Raw genomic sequence first — 15,144 nt, forward strand, 5'->3', positions numbered from 1 at the left:
ATCGGGAAGGGCAAGCGGGGGACAAAGGGCTGCGATGCTATCATCCGGCGCCCAGCGCGCTCCCCAGAAGAGCGCGTTTTGCCATGTAGATCAAGCACTTGCGCGTGATGACCCGCCGCCTCCAGCGGCCGCCCCGATGCGCCTGAACCAGATCAAGCTCGCCGGCTTCAAGTCCTTCGCCGAACCGACCACCTTCCAGCTGCCCGGGCAGCGGGTGGGCGTCGTCGGCCCGAACGGCTGCGGCAAGAGCAACATCATGGACGCGGTGCGCTGGGTGCTCGGCGAGAGCAAGGCGAGCGAACTGCGCGGCGAGTCGATGCAGGACGTGATCTTCAACGGCTCGGGCCTGCGCAAGCCCGCCAGCCGCGCCAGCGTCGAACTGGTGTTCGACAACGCCCTCGGCCGTGCCGGCGGCCAGTGGAACGCCTTCGCCGAGATCGCCGTCAAACGTGTGCTGACGCGCGACGGCAGCTCCAGCTACTTCATCAACAACCAGCCGGTGCGTCGCCGCGACGTGCAGGACGTGTTCATGGGCACCGGCCTGGGGCCGCGCGCCTACGCCATCATCGGCCAGGGCACGATCAGCCGCATCATCGAGAGCCGCCCCGAGGAGCTGCGCCTGTTCCTCGAAGAGGCCGCCGGCGTCTCCAAGTACAAGGAGCGTCGCCGCGAGACCGAGAACCGGCTGAAGGACACACGCGAGAACCTGACCCGGGTCGAGGACATCCTGCGTGAACTCGGCGGCAACCTCGAACGGCTGGAGAAGCAGGCCGAGGTCGCCGCCGCCTACCGCCGGCTGCAGGACGACGGAACGCAGAAGCTGCACCAGCTCTGGTTCCTGAAGGCGCGCGACGCCGCCGGCGAAGAAGACCGGGTCAAGGCCGCGATGCTGGCCGCGACCAACCTGCTCGAAGAGCGCCTGGCCGGGCTGCGCCACGTCGAGGCCGAACTCGAACAGCTGCGCCAGGCGCACTACGCCGCCAGCGACGAACTGCATGCACGCCAGGGCAGCCTGTCTGAAGCCGCGCTCGAAGTCAGCCGGCTCGAGGAACGCATCCGCTACGTCGTCGACGGCCGCCAGCGCGCCGAGCAGCGCCTGGCCGCTCTGCAGGCGCAGAACCAGGGCTGGCACGAGCGCCAGGCCGGCGCCGAAGCCGAGCTGGAGGACATCGCCGGCCAGATCGTCGCCGCCGACGACGAAGCCGACGTGCTCGCCGCCCAGGCCGAGGAACAAGGGCTGGAGCTGCCGGCGCTGGAAGATGCGCTGCGTGCCGCCCAGGCCGAGAGCAACCGCCAGCGCAACGCCGTCGCCCAGGTGCAGCAGCAGATCCAGGTGCTGGCCGCCGACAGCCGCAACCTCGACGAGCAGGCGCGCCAGCTGCGCTCGCGCCGCGACCGCCTGCAGGGCGAACGCCAGCAGCTGCAGGCGCCCGACACCGCCCGCCTCGACGCCCTGCGCGACAACGAAGCCGTCGCCGCCGCGCGCCACGAAGAAAGCGATGCGCGGCTGCAGGAACTCTCCGAGCAGGTGCCGGCGCTCGACGAGCAGCGCCGCGCCGCCCAGGCCGCGGTCAACCGCGAAAGCGCGAAACAGGCCGACATCGGCGCCCGCCTGGAGGCGCTGCGTGCGCTGCAGGAGAAGGTGCAGACCGAGGGCAAACTCAAACCCTGGCTCGAGCGCCACGGCCTCACCGGGCTGCAGGGCCTGTGGCGCCAGGTGCACATCGAAGCCGGCTGGGAGACCGCGCTCGAAGCGGCGCTGCGCGAACGCCTGAACGCGCTCGCCGTCGGCCGCCTGGACACGGTGCGTGCCTTCGCCGCCGACGCGCCGCCGGCCCGGCTCGCGTTCTACGCCTTGCCGACGTCCCCCATCGCCGCCACCGCCGCCGCGCTGCCGCGTCTGGCCGAGCTGCTGCGCCTGGGCGACGCCGGGCTGCAGGCGCTGCTGGGCGACTGGCTCGAAGGCGTCTACACCGCCGACTCGCTGGACGCGGCGCTGGCGCTGCGTGGCCAGCTGCGGCACGGCGAAGTGGTGATGACACGCGAAGGCCATGCCGTCAGCGCCTACGCCGTCGCCTTCTACGCGCCCGACTCCGAACAGGCCGGGCTGCTGGCGCGGGCCCAGGAGATCGAGAACCTGGACCGCCAGCAGCGTGCCCAGGTGCTGATCGCCGAAGAGGCGCGCACGCAGTCGGTGCGGCTCGAAGCCGCCTACACCGAGGCCTCGGGCCGCCTGGCCGCGGCGCGGCGCGAAGCCGCCGAGGCGCAGAACCAGGCGCACGCGCTGCACGTCGAGCTGCTGCGCCTGTCGCAGCAAGCCGAGGCCGCGCTGCAGCGGCGCGAACAGCTGGCCGAGGAGCTGGCCGAGATCGACGCCCAGATGGAGGCGATCGAGGAGCGGCGTGCGGTCGGCGAAGCGCGTTTCGAGGAACTCGACATCGAGCTCGGCGACACCCAGCAGCGCCACGCCGACTTCGAAGACGAGGTCATCGCCGCCGAACGCCGCCTGGCCGACGCCCGCGAGCAGCAGCGTGCGCTGGAGCGCCAGGCGCAGGAGGCACGTTTCCAGGCGCGGTCGCTGGCCGCACGCCGCGACGAGCTGCAGCGTGCGCTGGAGACCGCCGGCGCGCAGATCGCCGCCAACGTCCAGGCCGCCGAGCAGCTGCAGCAGGAGCTCGACGGTTTCGACGACGCCGCCGCCCAGGCCGGGCTGCAGGACGCGCTGGCGCTCAAGCTCGAACGCGAGGGCGAACTCGGCGCCGCGCGCAGCCGCTACGACGACCTGTCGGCGCAGATGCGCCGCAGCGACGAGCAGCGCCTGTCGCTGGAGCAGGGCATGGCGCCGCTGCGCGAGCAGATCACCAAGCTGCAGCTCGAGCAGCAGGCGGCGCAGCTCGGCGGCGCCCAGTACCTGGAGCAGCTGCAGGCGGCCGAGGTCGACCTGGAGGCGCTCGTCACCAGCATCGAACAGGGCAGCGTCAAGCTCTGGGGGCTGCAAAGCGAGATCGACCGCATCAACCGCGAGATCGCGGCGCTGGGCGCCGTCAACCTGGCGGCGCTCGACGAACTCACGGCCTCGCGCGAACGCAAGACCTTCCTCGACGCCCAGATGGCCGACCTGAACGAGGCCATCTCGACGCTGGAAGGCGCGATCCACAAGATCGACCTGGAAACGCGCGACCTGCTGGGCAGCACCTTCAACCAGGTCAACGAACACTTCGGGCGCATGTTCCCGTCGCTGTTCGGCGGCGGCCAGGCCAGGCTCGTGATGACCGGCGACGAGATCCTCGACGCCGGCGTGCAGGTGATGGCGCAGCCGCCGGGCAAGAAGAACAGCACCATCCACCTGCTGTCGGGCGGCGAGAAGGCGCTGACGGCGATCGCGCTGGTGTTCGCGATCTTCCAGCTGAACCCGGCGCCGTTCTGCCTGCTCGACGAAGTCGACGCGCCGCTGGACGACGCCAATACCGAGCGCTACCGCAAGCTCGTCACCGAAATGAGCGCGGGCACGCAATTCCTCTTCATCAGCCATAACAAGATCGCGATGGAGATGGCCGAACAACTGATCGGCGTGACGATGCAGGAGCAGGGCGTCTCGCGCATCGTCGCCGTCGACATGGAAGCGGCCATCGGCTTCGCCGAAGCGGCATGACCCTCACCACGGCACTATCGATCGTCGGCGGCCTCGTGCTGCTGGCGCTCATCGTCCAGGGCTGGCTCGCCACCCGCCGCGCCGGCCCGCGCCGCGCCGAAGCGCTGCCGTCGGCGCCGGACCGGGTCGAACCCGGTCTCGGCACCGGCGCCCCGGCCGCCGGCGAGAACGACGCCGAACCCGGTTTCGCGGCGGGCACCCATGCGCACGCGGCGCCGCTGCGCCGCCCGGCGCGGCTGGACGCGCTGATCGACGCCATCGTGCCGATGACGCTGGACGCGCCGGTCACCGGCGACTTCCTGCTCTCGCACCTGCCGCCGACGCGCCGCGCCGGCACCAAGCCGTTCTACGTCGAAGGCCTGGACACGGAGACCGGCGACTGGCAGCAGCCGCAGCCGGGCCGGCGCTACGGCGAGCTGCAGGCCGGCGTGCAGCTGGCCAGCCGCAGCGGCGCGCTCAACGAGATCGAGTACTCCGAGTTCGTGCAGAAGCTGCAGGCCTTCGCCGAGGCCACCGGCGCGATGCCGGACTTCCCCGACATGCTGGAGGTCGTTGCCCGCGCCCGCGAGCTCGACGCACTCGCCAGCCCGCTGGACGCCCAGCTCACCGTCACGCTGCGCTCCAACCACGTCGCCTGGTCGGTGGGCTACATCCAGCAGACGGCGCAGCGCCACGGTTTCCTGCCGGGTTCGCTGCCGGGCCGGCTGGTGCTGCCGGGTGCCGAAGACGGCGCGCCGGTGATGCTGGTGCTGAGCTTCGACTCGCAGGCGGCGCTGGCCGACGACGCCCAGATGGCCGCGGTGCGCGACTGCACGCTGACGCTGGACGTGCCGCAGACCGAAGCCCGGCTCGAACCCTTCCCGACCTGGCACCGATTGACCACCGTGCTCGCCGACGAGATGGACGCCACCGCCGTCGACGACCAGGGCCAGCCGGTGACGCTGCACGCCTTCGACGCCATCGGCCAGGAGCTGCAGCAGCTCTACGCCCAGCTCGAGCAGCTCGGGCTGCCGGCGGGCTCGCCGACGACGCGGCGGCTGTTCAGCTGAGGCCGCTGGCGGCGCGCGGCGGCTGCACCAGCTGCAGCGAGTTGCCGGCCGGGTCGACCAGCGTCGCCAGCACGCCGCCCCAGGGCTGGGCCTCGGGTTCGCCGCAGAAGTGCACACCTTCGGCCAGCAGCCGCTGGTAGGCCGCGGCGATGTCGTCGACCGCGAAGGACAGACCGCTGAAACGCCCGACCAGCGCGCGTTCCTCGGCCGCGGCGTCGACGGCGACCGGCTCGACGACCAGGTCCAGGCCACCGGCGTCGAACACCAGCCAGGCCTCGTCGGGGCCGGCGGCGCGCAGCGGCAGCGCCAGCTGCGTGCCGTAGAAGGCGCGTGCGGCGCGCAGGTCGTCGACGAAGAGGCGGACGGCGGACAGGTGCATGGTGGTCGCTCCGTGAGGGCCCGGCGCGATGCTGCCGCCGCGACGCGCCGCTTGCGATCCCGTGTTCAGGCGCGTCACGTCTGCGTTTCCGGGCCGACGACGCGGCTCGGTGCGCGCATCAGCACGAACTCCTCGGCCGCGGTCGGGTGCAGCGCCAGCGTGCGGTCGAAGTCCTGCTTGCGCGCGCCCGCCGTCAGCGCGACCGCCAGGCTCTGCACGATCTCGGGTGCGTCGGCGCCGAGCATGTGCAGCGCCAGCACGCGCTGGTCGGCGCTGCCGACCAGCAGCTTCATGCGTGTGCGTTCCTCGCCGCCGACGAAAGCCTGGCGCATCGGCCGGAACTCGGTCTCGTAGACCTCGACCGTGAGCCCGGCCGCCAGCGCCTCGGCTTCGCTCGGGCCGACCGTCGCCAGCGGCGGCAGCATGAAGACGGCGCTGGCGACGCGCTCCAGATCGGGCAGCGTTGCGCCGCCGCCGAACAGCATCTCGGCGACCGCGCGGCCTTCGGCGATCGCCACCGGCGTCAGGTTGCGCCGGTCAGTGACGTCGCCGACCGCGTAGACGCCGGGCCACGAGGTCTGCAGCCGGGCGTCGACACGCAGCGCGCCACGTTCGTCGAGCTCCAGCGGCAGGCCCTCGGTGTTCGGGCGCCGGCCGGTGGCGTTGAGCACCCATTCGAAGTCGCGCGCGCGTTCGTCGGCGGCCACCAGCAGGAAGCCGTCGCCGGTGCGCTGCACCTCGCGCGGCGCGTTGCCCGGGTGCAGCGTGATGCCGGCCGCCGCCAGCGCCGCTGCGGCGCCGGTGCGCAGCATTTCGTCGAAACCCCGCAGCGGCAGCCGGTCGCGGTAGAACATCTCGACGGCCACGCCCAGGCGCGCCAGGTGGCTGGCGAACTCGACGGCGATGTAGCCGCCGCCGACGATGGCGGCGCGCCGCGGCAGCGCCTGCAGGTCCAGCAGCTCGTCGCTGGTGGCGCAGGCTTCGATGCCCGGGATGGTGTCGCGCGCCGGCGAGGCGCCGGTGGCGACGACGATGTGGCGCGCGCGCAGCCGGCGGTCGCCGATGCGCACCGTGTTCGGGTCTTCCAGCTGCGCGCGGCCGGCGACGATCTCGACGCCGGCGCCTTCGAGCATGCGGCGGTAGACGGCTTCCAGCCGCGCCGTCTCGGCGGCCTTGGCCTGGGCCCAGCGCGCCATCTCGAAACGCGGCGGCTCCAGCGTCCAGCCGTAACCCGGCGCCTCGGCGAAGGCGTCGTGCAGGCCGGCGGCGTACATCAGCAGCTTCTTGGGCACGCAGCCGCGCAGCACGCAGGTGCCGCCGACACGGCCGGCTTCGACGATCGCGACCCGGGCGCCCAGCGCCGCGGCGCGCCGCGAGGCGGCGACACCGGCCGAGCCGGCGCCTATCGTGATGAGGTCGAATTCAGCTTCCATCGGGGTCCTCCTGGTCCGGCTCGCCGAGAATGTCGCCCATGTCCGAGATTCCCTTCGCCGAGCGGGCCGCCGAACTGCGCCGGCAGCTCGCCCACCACGCCCATCGTTACTACGTGCTCGACGCGCCGGAGATCCCCGACGCCGAGTACGACCGCCTGTTCCAGGAGCTGCAGGCGATCGAGGCCGCACACCCCGAGCTGCTGACGCCCGACTCGCCGACGCAGCGCATCATCGGTCAGGTGCTGCCCGGGCTGGTGCCGGTGCGGCACGTGGTGCCGATGCTGTCGATCCGCACCGAGACCGACACCACGGCCGCCGGTGCGATCGCCTTCGACGCGCGCGTGCGCCGCGAGCTGGAGCTGGCCGCCGACGCGCCGCCGGTCGAATACGCCGCCGAGCTGAAGTTCGACGGCCTGGCGATCAATCTTCGCTACGAAGACGGCCTGCTGGTGCAGGCGGCAACACGCGGCGACGGCGAGACCGGCGAGGACGTGACGCACAACCTGCGCACCGTCGGCCAGGTGCCGCTGCGCCTGTTCGGCGCCGCGCCGCCGGTGCTGGAGGTACGCGGCGAGCTCTACATGCGGCGCGACGACTTCGAGCGCCTGAACGAACGCCAGCGCGAGAAGGGCGCCAAGACCTTCATCAACCCGCGCAACACCGCCGCCGGCGCGGTGCGCCAGCTGGACAACCGCTCGCTCGCCGACAAGCGCCTGAGCTTCTACGCCTACGGCCTGGGCGAGGTGCAGGGCTGGCAGCAGCCGGCGACACACGGCGCGACGCTGGACGCGCTCGGCGCTTTCGGCCTGCCGGTCAGCGGCGAACGTGCGGTGGTGCAGGGCGCCGACGGGCTGGTCGAGTTCCACCAGCGCATCGCCGCGGCCCGCGACGCGCTGCCTTTCGACATCGACGGCGTCGTCTACAAGGTGAACGACATCGCGCTGCAGAAGCGCCTGGGTTTCGTCACGCGCGAGCCGCGCTGGGCGGTGGCGCACAAGTACCCGGCACAGGAGCAGATGACGCGCCTGAACGGCATCGAGATCCAGGTCGGGCGCACCGGCAAGCTGACGCCGGTGGCCAAGCTCGAGCCGGTCTTCGTCGGCGGCACCACGGTCAGCAACGCGACGCTGCACAACGTCTTCGAGCTGCGCCGCAAGGGCGTGCGCATCGGCGACAGCGTCGTCGTGCGCCGCGCCGGCGACGTCATCCCCGAGGTCGTCGGCCGCGTGCCGGGCGAGCGCCCGGTCTACGTGCCCAACTTCCGCATGCCGCGCCAGTGCCCCGTCTGCGGCAGTGCCGTCGTGCGCGTGCGCGGCGGCATCGCGCACCGCTGCAGCGGCGGGCTGTTCTGCGCCGCGCAGCGCAAGCAGGCGCTGCTGCATTTCGCCGGCCGGCGCGCGATGGACATCGAAGGCCTGGGCGACAAGCTCGTCGACCAGCTCGTCGACGCCGGCATCATCCGCACGCTGCCCGAGCTCTACACGCTGGGCGTGCTCAAACTCTCGGCGCTGGATCGGATGGCCGACAAGAGCGCCGCCAACCTGGTCGCCGCGCTGGAACGCAGCAAACAGACGACGCTGGCGCGATTCCTCTACGCGCTCGGCATCCCCCAGGTCGGCGAATCGACCGCCAAGGATCTGGCGCGCCACTTTGGCAGCCTGGACCGGGTGATGGACGCCAGCGTCGAGCAGTTGCTGGAGGTGCGCGACGTCGGGCCCATCGTCGCGCAGAGCATCCGCACCTTCTTCGAGCAGGCGCACAACCGCGAGGTTGTGGAGCATCTGCGCGACGCCGGCATCCGCTGGGACGAACACGAAGGGGCGGCGGTCGCCAGCGCGGCCGCACTGCCGCTGGCCGGCAAGACGCTGGTGCTGACCGGCACGCTGCCGACGCTGTCGCGCGAGCAGGCCAAGGAGATCATCGAGGCCGCCGGCGGCAAGGTCGCCGGCTCGGTGTCGAAGAAGACCTGGGCCGTCGTCGCCGGCGAGGAAGCCGGCAGCAAGCTGGACAAGGCGCGTGAACTGGGCCTCACCGTGCTCGACGAAGACGGGCTGAAAGCGCTGATCGAGGCGGCCGCGGCCGCGAACAACGACGAGGCGGCCGCTGCCGCCGGGGAGTCCTGATGGCCGTGCACGAGATCCTGAAGATGGGCGACGCGCGCCTGCTGCGCGTCGCGCAACCCGTCGAAGCCTTCGACACGCCCGAACTGCATGCGCTGGTGGCCGACATGATCGAGACCATGGTCGCGGCCAACGGCGCCGGGCTGGCGGCGCCGCAGATCGGCGTCGACCTGCAGCTCGTGGTCTTCGGTTTCGAGCACAACGAGCGCTACCCCGAGGCGCCGGCGGTGCCGATCACGGTGCTGTGCAACCCCGTGATCACGCCGCTGTCCGACGAGATGGTCGACGGCTGGGAAGGCTGCCTGTCGGTGCCGGGGCTGCGCGGCGTCGTGCCGCGTTTCGCCCGCATCCGCTACACCGGCTTCGACGCCCAGGGCCGGGCCATCGAACGCGAAGCCGACGGCTTCCACGCCCGCGTCGTGCAGCACGAGTGCGACCACCTGATCGGCCGGCTGTACCCGACGCGCATGGACGACCTGACGAAACTCGGCTTCACCAGCGTGCTTTTCCCCGAGCTGGACCCGGCGTCTGACGACTGAGGGCGCGCGGTTTGCCCGCTGTATCACAACGGTTTACACCGCCGTCGGTCGGCGTCACGGGCCGCTTGCGCGTTGGAGCTTCATGAACCGCGCTGAACACCTTGTTCGCCGGCTGCTGGCCAGCCTGCTGACCTTTGCCGCGCTCGCCGTGCCGGCGCTCGCCACCGCGCAGGACGACCCGCCCGGGCGTGTCGGCCGCATCGCCGAAACCGATGGCCGCGTCTGGATCTACGACGACGCCCAGGGCGCCTGGGTCGACGCCTCGACCAACCGGCCGCTGACGCGCGGCGACCGCGTCTCGACCGACGGCGACGCACGAGCGACGCTGCGTGTGGGCTCGACCACCGTGCGCCTGGGTGGCTCCAGCGAACTGGAGGTGCTGCGCCTGGACGACCAGCGGGTCTCGCTGCAGCTGCACAGCGGCGCCGCGGCGCTGCGTGTGCGCTCGGCCGAGGTCGCCGCCGAGACCGAGCTCGTCACCGCCGAAGCCAGGTTCAGCCCGCGCCGTGCCGGCTACTTCCGCGTCGACCGTGTCGACGACGTCAGCTGGGCCACCTCCTGGCGCGGCGACCTGCGTGTCGACCCGCAGGGCGGCGACGCCTTCGGCGTCGAGGACGGCCGCCGCGTCGAGGTCTGGATCGAACGCGACCGACGCGCGCGCACGCGCTGGGACACGCCGCCCGACGACGAGTTCGCCGACTGGGCGCGGCGCGAGGACCGCAACGACGAACGCAGCGCCTCCTACCGCTACGTCTCGCCCGAGATGACCGGCGCCGAGGACCTGGATCGCTACGGCAGCTGGGACCGCCACCCCGAGTACGGCAGCGTCTGGGTGCCCTCGGGCGTGCCCTCGGGCTGGGCGCCGTACCGCTACGGCCGCTGGGCCTGGGTCGCGCCCTGGGGCTGGACCTGGGTCGATGACGCGCCCTGGGGCTTCGCACCCTTCCACTACGGCCGCTGGATGTACTGGGGCCGGCGCTGGGTCTGGTATCCGGGTGCCTATGTCGCCCGGCCGGTGTACGCGCCGGCGCTGGTGGCCTGGGTCGGCGGCGGCAACTTCAGCGTCGGCGTCAACATCGGCGGCCCGTCGGTCGGCTGGGTGCCGCTGGCACCGCGCGAGGTCTTCGTGCCGTACTACCGCGTCACGCCGATCTACATCGACCGCGTCAACCACCGCCCGCACGGCCCGCGGCCGGTGCGCACCGGCCCGATCATGTACGGCAACCAGGGCGTGCCCGGTGGTGTCACCGTGGTCTCGCGCGACGTGCTGGTGCACCGGCAGCCGGTGGCGCGTGCTGTCGTCGACGTCGACGTCGGCCGTCGGCCGCTGAAACACGCCGAACCCACCGTGCTCCCGGTCGTTCCGCGCAGCGACGCCGACCGCCGCCAGCCGCCGCCCTCACCACGGCTGGCCACGGGCAACGACGACGGCCGCCGCGGCGCCAACTGGCCGACGCGCCGCCCGGAGCCGCGCGACGAGCGCGACACGCGTGAACCGCGGGATCAGCGGGATCAGCGGGATCAGCGCGACACCCGGGACGTTCGCCCGCCGGTACGGGTCGAGACCGGGCGCGACGGAGATCGCCCGCAAGGGCCGCGCTTCGGCGACAACGCTCGCGACGACCGCCCCGGCACGGCGGTCGGGCGTCCGGTGCCGGTGCCGGCCCCGTCGGGCCGGGTCGAGGAGCGCCGTGACGAGCGCCAGGGTGATCGCCGCGAGGAGCGCGATGTGCGCCCGTCCAAGCCGGTGATCACGGTCGGCCCCGATCACGCGATGCCGCGCCGCGGCAGCGCCGAGCGTGACGAGCGCCCGACCACGGACAAACCGCCAACCGACCGGCGCGGCGGCATGTGGACCACACGTCCCGACGAAGACCGGCCCGCGCGGCCGGTGGCGCCGCCGCAGACCGTCGAGCGGCGCGCGCCCGACCAGGGTGTCGAACGCCCGGGCCGCGAGGTGACGCGCCTGCCGGTCGAGCCGCCGGCGCGCAACGCGGTGCAGGAGCGCGCTGCCCCGCGCCAGCCCGACCGCGACGACAAGCGCGGCGACGACCGCCGCGGCGGCGCGCGGCAGGACGAACGCTGAAGACCCGGCCGCCGCCGCGCGTTCAGCGCAGCAGCGGCTTGAGTACCGGCCAGACGTTGTCGAGCATCGTCGGCTGGGCCTGCGCGGTGGGGTGGATGCGGTCGGGCTGGAACAGGGTTTCGGCTTGCGGGATGTCGGCCACGCCGCGCAGCAGGAAGGGCACGAGCGCGGCGCCGGTCTCGCGCGCGACGCGTGCGAACGAGGCCGAGAAGTCCTCGGCATAACGCCGGCCGTAGTTCGGCGGCACCTCCATGCCGACGACGACGACGCGCGCGCCGGCCTCGCGTGCGCTGCGCGCCATCGCCGCGAGGTTGTCGCGTGTGTTGGCGATCGGCAGGCCGCGCAGCGCGTCGTTGCCACCCAGCTCCAGGATCACCAGCTCGGGCCGGTTCTGCTTGAGCAGCGCCGGCAGCCGCGTGCGGCCGCCCGAGGTGGTCTCGCCGCTGATGCTGGCGTTGACGACCTTCCAGCCCGGCGCCTGGGCGCCGACGCGTTTGTCCAGCAGCGCGACCCAGCCGGTGCCGCGCGCCAGGCCGTATTCGGCCGACAGGCTGTCGCCGAGCACCAGCAGCGTGCGGGTCGGCGCGCCCGATTGGGCCCGGGCCGCAGGGGCCAGGGCGAGCGCGCTAGCATGCGCCAGCCATTGCCGGCGGGTCCACCGCATCCGAATGTCCGATCCCATCATCTCCGTCCAACGCATCTCGAAGCAGGTCGCCGATTCCAGCGGCACGCTGACGATTCTCCACGACATCGATTTCGCGCTCTTCCCGAGGGAGACCGTGGCCATCGTCGGGGCGTCGGGCTCGGGCAAGAGCACGCTGCTGGCGATCCTGGCGGGCCTGGACACGCCGACGGCGGGCAGCGTGACGCTGGCCGGCACCGACCTGTTCTCGCTCGACGAGGACGAACGCGCCGCACTGCGTGCGCGCCAGGTCGGTTTCGTGTTCCAGAGCTTCCAGCTGCTGGGCCACCTGACGGCGCTGGAGAACGTGATGCTGCCGCTGGAGCTGGCGGGCCGGCGCGACGCACGCGCCGCGGCCACCGAGATGCTGCAGCGTGTCGGCCTGGGCGAACGCCTGGGCCACTACCCGAAGCTGCTGTCCGGGGGCGAGCAGCAGCGTGTCGCGCTGGCGCGTGCCTTCGTCGTGCGCCCGGCGCTGCTGCTGGCCGACGAACCCACCGGCAGCCTGGACTTCGCCACCGGCGCCAAGGTGATGGAGCTGATGTTCGAGCTCAACCGCGAAGCCGGCACGACGCTCGTGCTGGTCACCCACGACCCGCAGATCGCCGCACGCTGCGAGCGCCAGCTGCACATCGAGGCCGGGCGCGTGGCCGAGGCCGCGGCGGCCTGATCAGACCCCGGCGCGCTCCAGCCGCGCGCGCAGCGCCTGGCGCAGCGTCTGGGCGCTGTCCTGCAGATGGGCCCGCGTCTGGGCGTCGCGCTTCGCCGGGTGGGCCAGCGCCTGGTCCAGACGCGCCAGCAGCGTCTGCGCCTGGCTGCGCTGCAGCGCGCGTGCGTCGGCACGCGAGGGCGGCTGCAGCAGCGCGGCGGCCAGGCGGCTGGCGTGTTCACGCTGCAGCTCGCGCCGCGGTGCCGTGATCGGCTTGCCGGCAGCCAGTTCGCTCCACACCTGCTGCAGCAGCTGCGCCTGCAGCTCGGGCAGGCCGAAGGCGTCCTGCGGCCGGTCGACCTTGGCTGCGGCGTCGAGCACGCGGCCGGCGAAGGCGTCGCTCATCAGCGTCGCCAGCACCCCACGCTGCAGCTCCAGCAGCCGCTGCGGCAGCGCGAAGTCGGTGGGCGTGCCGTAGTCGCCGCGGTCCAGGTAGTCGGGCGCCAGGCGGCGCTGCAGCGCCGGGCTCAGCGTCAGGCCCTCGGCGCCCAGCACTTCCCGCATCAGCAGCGCCAGCGCCTGGCGCTGGGTGGCCGCGGGCAGCGGCTGCAGCGGATCGCGGCCGCTGCCAGGGTGGTCGCGCAGCGTGCGCACGCCGCCGATCTGGCGCAGCAGCAGCTGCGTCGCGCGGCCGACGTCGCCGAGCGCGAACACGATCGAGCGCCGCAGCACCGAGAAGTCCTCGTCCGGGTCCAGCCTGCGCGTCTCCTGGCGCAGCAGCAGCTCGCGTGCGATCGCCAGGCGCTTGGCGGCAAAGACGATCGGGTCGGCGCCGAGGTCGAGCTGGGCGACCTCCGGGTCCAGCCCGAGGCTGTTGTCTTCGTCGGTGCCGAAGGCCAGCAGCGGCTCGCTGCCGCGGCCGGCGATGCGCTGCAGCTCGGCCGCTTCGTCGGCCGCGGCGATCGGCTTGTAGGCGTATTCGATCGCCCAGTAGTCATAGGGCCCGAGCGTGGTCTGGAACGGCGCCGCCAGCGGCTCGCCCGGGCGTGGCAGGTTGATCGCGTTGTATTCCATCACCGAGCCGGTGGTGCCGTGCACACGCGTGAACTCGGGGTCGGCGAGCTGGGCCTCGGTGTAGGCGCGCGAGGCGCGGAAGTTGTGGCGCAGGCCGAGCGCGTGGCCGACCTCGTGCATCACCGTGTCCTTGACGTAGTCCTGCACGTAGTACCGGGTGCGCGGGTCGTCGGCGGCGAGGTCGTCGCGGGCCGCGAGCACGTCCAGCGCGTAGGCGAGCTGCTCGGCCGCGAGTTCACCGAAGCTGCAGTCGGCGTGAGTGCCGGCGTCGGCACCCGGGGCCGCGGCGGCGCCGGCGACGCCGGCCAGCACCTGGGTGCGTTCGGCCCGCTTCAGGCGCGTGACGATGGCCTCGAAGCCGATGTCGGCGTCCAGGATCTCGCCGCTGCGCGGGTCGACCTGGCTCGGCCCGATCGCGGCGAAGGCCGGCTCGGGGCTGGTCATCCAGCGCACCGAGGCGCGGCCGGCGTCGAGCGTGTCGAAATCGGCGTCGTCGGCCTGCTGGCGCACGACGATGGCGTCGCGGAAGCCGATGCGCTCGAAGGCCTGGTTCCACTCCAGGATCGCCTCGCGCACCGTCCCGCGCCAGGCCAGCGGCACGTTGCGGTCTATCCAGAACGTGATCGGCTTGACCGGCTCGGACAGCGCCGCGGCCGGGTCGCGTTTCTCCAGCCGCCAGCGGTTGACCCAGCGCTGGCGCGGCGAGACGCCGAGTTCGCCGGAGAAGTCGAGCGCGCGCGTCGTGAAGAAGCCGACGCGTGCGTCGGCGCGCCGCGGCGTCATCGGCTCGGCCGGCAGCGGCGCGAGCGAGTAGTGGTGGCCGACGATCAGGCTGCGTGCGTCGGGCACGAAACGCGGCAGCGAGGGCCCGCCGGGCGCGGCCGGGGCCAGGTTGGCGGCGTAGTAATGGTTGCTGGTCTCGATGACGGTCACGTCGGCCGAGGCCCGCACCGCGGTGATCGCGGTGTTGCGCGCATCCAGCGCATAAGGCTGGCGGAAGGCGCGCTGCAGCGACATGCCCACGCCCAGCAGATCGCCGAGGAAGAGGGCGTTGGCCTCGACCAGCACCGCGCCGGTCTGCGGCTGCGGCTGGCTGGCGACCGGTGCGCTGGCGAGCAGGCTGGGCGCGAACGAGGCGGCGGCGGCGCGCGCCTCGGGCGAGCCGGGTGTCGCCGACGGCAGCGTGTTGCGCGACTGCAGCCGCACCTGCTGGTGCAGGCGCACGAACTCGACGAGCTGGGCGCCGCCCGCGCCCGAGACCGGATAGGCCATCAGGCCGCCGAGCACGCCGGCTTCGGCGATGCCCGAGGCGATCTTGGGCGAGAACAGGAAGGGCTTGCCCCAGGTGTCGGGCGCGATCTCGATCCAGACCTTGTCGTCCTTCTGCCACAGCGGCAGCGGCCCGGCGATGCGGCGTGCGTCCTTGACCAGCACCGCGAACGCCGGCAGCGAGCTGGCGGGCGCGGCCGGCGTTCGCGGTG

Annotated in this window: 10 protein-coding genes; 6 read left to right on the plus strand and 4 right to left on the minus strand. The window is 72.8% G+C overall.

All coding sequences use genetic code 11. The features are described from left to right. Nucleotides 1-136: 136 nt before the first annotated feature. Together smc and CKO43_RS21815 are read left to right on the plus strand one after the other, a co-directional pair. Complete coding sequence (smc, locus tag CKO43_RS21810) at nucleotides 137-3,652, plus strand: chromosome segregation protein SMC (protein ID WP_200379946.1); 3,516 nt, start codon at nucleotides 137-139, stop codon at nucleotides 3,650-3,652. Beyond that, nucleotides 3,649-4,701, plus strand: a complete 1,053-nt coding sequence (locus tag CKO43_RS21815) for a cell division protein FtsZ (protein WP_200379947.1) — start codon at nucleotides 3,649-3,651, stop codon at nucleotides 4,699-4,701. Before smc ends, CKO43_RS21815 begins: the two co-directional genes overlap by 4 nt. Here the strand turns inward: CKO43_RS21815 and CKO43_RS21820 are convergent. Continuing rightward, nucleotides 4,694-5,080: a VOC family protein gene (locus CKO43_RS21820; protein WP_200225436.1), complete on the minus strand. Its 387-nt coding sequence runs from the start codon at nucleotides 5,078-5,080 to the stop codon at nucleotides 4,694-4,696. The genes CKO43_RS21815 and CKO43_RS21820 overlap by 8 nt on opposite strands. Before the next feature lie 74 nt (nucleotides 5,081-5,154). After that, nucleotides 5,155-6,513 (minus strand): glutathione-disulfide reductase, encoded by a 1,359-nt coding sequence (gorA, locus tag CKO43_RS21825; RefSeq protein ID WP_200379948.1) that lies wholly within the window; start codon nucleotides 6,511-6,513, stop codon nucleotides 5,155-5,157. A 29-nt stretch (nucleotides 6,514-6,542) separates the two neighbouring features. On the opposite strand from gorA, the gene ligA reads away from it, so the two are divergent. From ligA to CKO43_RS21840, 3 genes are all read left to right on the plus strand, one after another. Further along, nucleotides 6,543-8,636 (plus strand): NAD-dependent DNA ligase LigA, encoded by a 2,094-nt coding sequence (ligA, locus tag CKO43_RS21830; RefSeq protein ID WP_200379949.1) that lies wholly within the window; start codon nucleotides 6,543-6,545, stop codon nucleotides 8,634-8,636. Then, complete coding sequence (gene def / locus CKO43_RS21835; RefSeq protein WP_200379950.1) at nucleotides 8,636-9,172, plus strand: peptide deformylase; 537 nt, start codon at nucleotides 8,636-8,638, stop codon at nucleotides 9,170-9,172. Before ligA ends, def begins: the two co-directional genes overlap by 1 nt. Nucleotides 9,173-9,254: 82 nt before the next feature. Beyond that, nucleotides 9,255-11,258, plus strand: a complete 2,004-nt coding sequence (locus CKO43_RS21840; protein WP_200379951.1) for a DUF6600 domain-containing protein — start codon at nucleotides 9,255-9,257, stop codon at nucleotides 11,256-11,258. Between the two features lie 22 nt (nucleotides 11,259-11,280). Here the strand turns inward: CKO43_RS21840 and CKO43_RS21845 are convergent, their stop codons facing one another. Then, the gene (locus CKO43_RS21845; protein ID WP_200379952.1) at nucleotides 11,281-11,922 is read right to left on the minus strand and encodes an arylesterase; all 642 of its coding nucleotides are present in this window, start codon (nucleotides 11,920-11,922) and stop codon (nucleotides 11,281-11,283) included. A gap of 4 nt (nucleotides 11,923-11,926) precedes the next feature. Here CKO43_RS21845 and CKO43_RS21850 point away from each other — a divergent pair, with 4 nt between their 5' ends. Next, nucleotides 11,927-12,610, plus strand: a complete 684-nt coding sequence (locus CKO43_RS21850) for an ABC transporter ATP-binding protein (RefSeq protein ID WP_200225443.1) — start codon at nucleotides 11,927-11,929, stop codon at nucleotides 12,608-12,610. Here the strand turns inward: CKO43_RS21850 and CKO43_RS21855 are convergent. Beyond that, nucleotides 12,611-15,144: zinc-dependent metalloprotease (locus CKO43_RS21855; RefSeq protein ID WP_200379953.1), on the minus strand; the 2,534-nt coding region annotated here is incomplete at its 5' end.

The organism is Rubrivivax gelatinosus (assembly GCF_016583785.1).
GTDB classification, from domain to species: Bacteria; Pseudomonadota; Gammaproteobacteria; order Burkholderiales; family Burkholderiaceae_C; genus Rubrivivax; species Rubrivivax gelatinosus_B.

Excerpts from the sequence above, each read along its gene's own strand:
- smc (WP_200379946.1), top strand. The coding sequence starts at position 137 with ATGCGCCTGAACCAGATCAAGCTCGCCGGCTTCAAGTCCTTCGCCGAA.
- CKO43_RS21815 (WP_200379947.1), top strand. The coding sequence starts at position 3,649 with ATGACCCTCACCACGGCACTATCGATCGTCGGCGGCCTCGTGCTGCTG.
- CKO43_RS21820 (WP_200225436.1), bottom strand. The coding sequence starts at position 5,080 with ATGCACCTGTCCGCCGTCCGCCTCTTCGTCGACGACCTGCGCGCCGCA.
- gorA (WP_200379948.1), bottom strand. The coding sequence starts at position 6,513 with ATGGAAGCTGAATTCGACCTCATCACGATAGGCGCCGGCTCGGCCGGT.
- ligA (WP_200379949.1), top strand. The coding sequence starts at position 6,543 with ATGTCGCCCATGTCCGAGATTCCCTTCGCCGAGCGGGCCGCCGAACTG.
- def (WP_200379950.1), top strand. The coding sequence starts at position 8,636 with ATGGCCGTGCACGAGATCCTGAAGATGGGCGACGCGCGCCTGCTGCGC.
- CKO43_RS21840 (WP_200379951.1), top strand. The coding sequence starts at position 9,255 with ATGAACCGCGCTGAACACCTTGTTCGCCGGCTGCTGGCCAGCCTGCTG.
- CKO43_RS21845 (WP_200379952.1), bottom strand. The coding sequence starts at position 11,922 with ATGCGGTGGACCCGCCGGCAATGGCTGGCGCATGCTAGCGCGCTCGCC.
- CKO43_RS21850 (WP_200225443.1), top strand. The coding sequence starts at position 11,927 with ATGTCCGATCCCATCATCTCCGTCCAACGCATCTCGAAGCAGGTCGCC.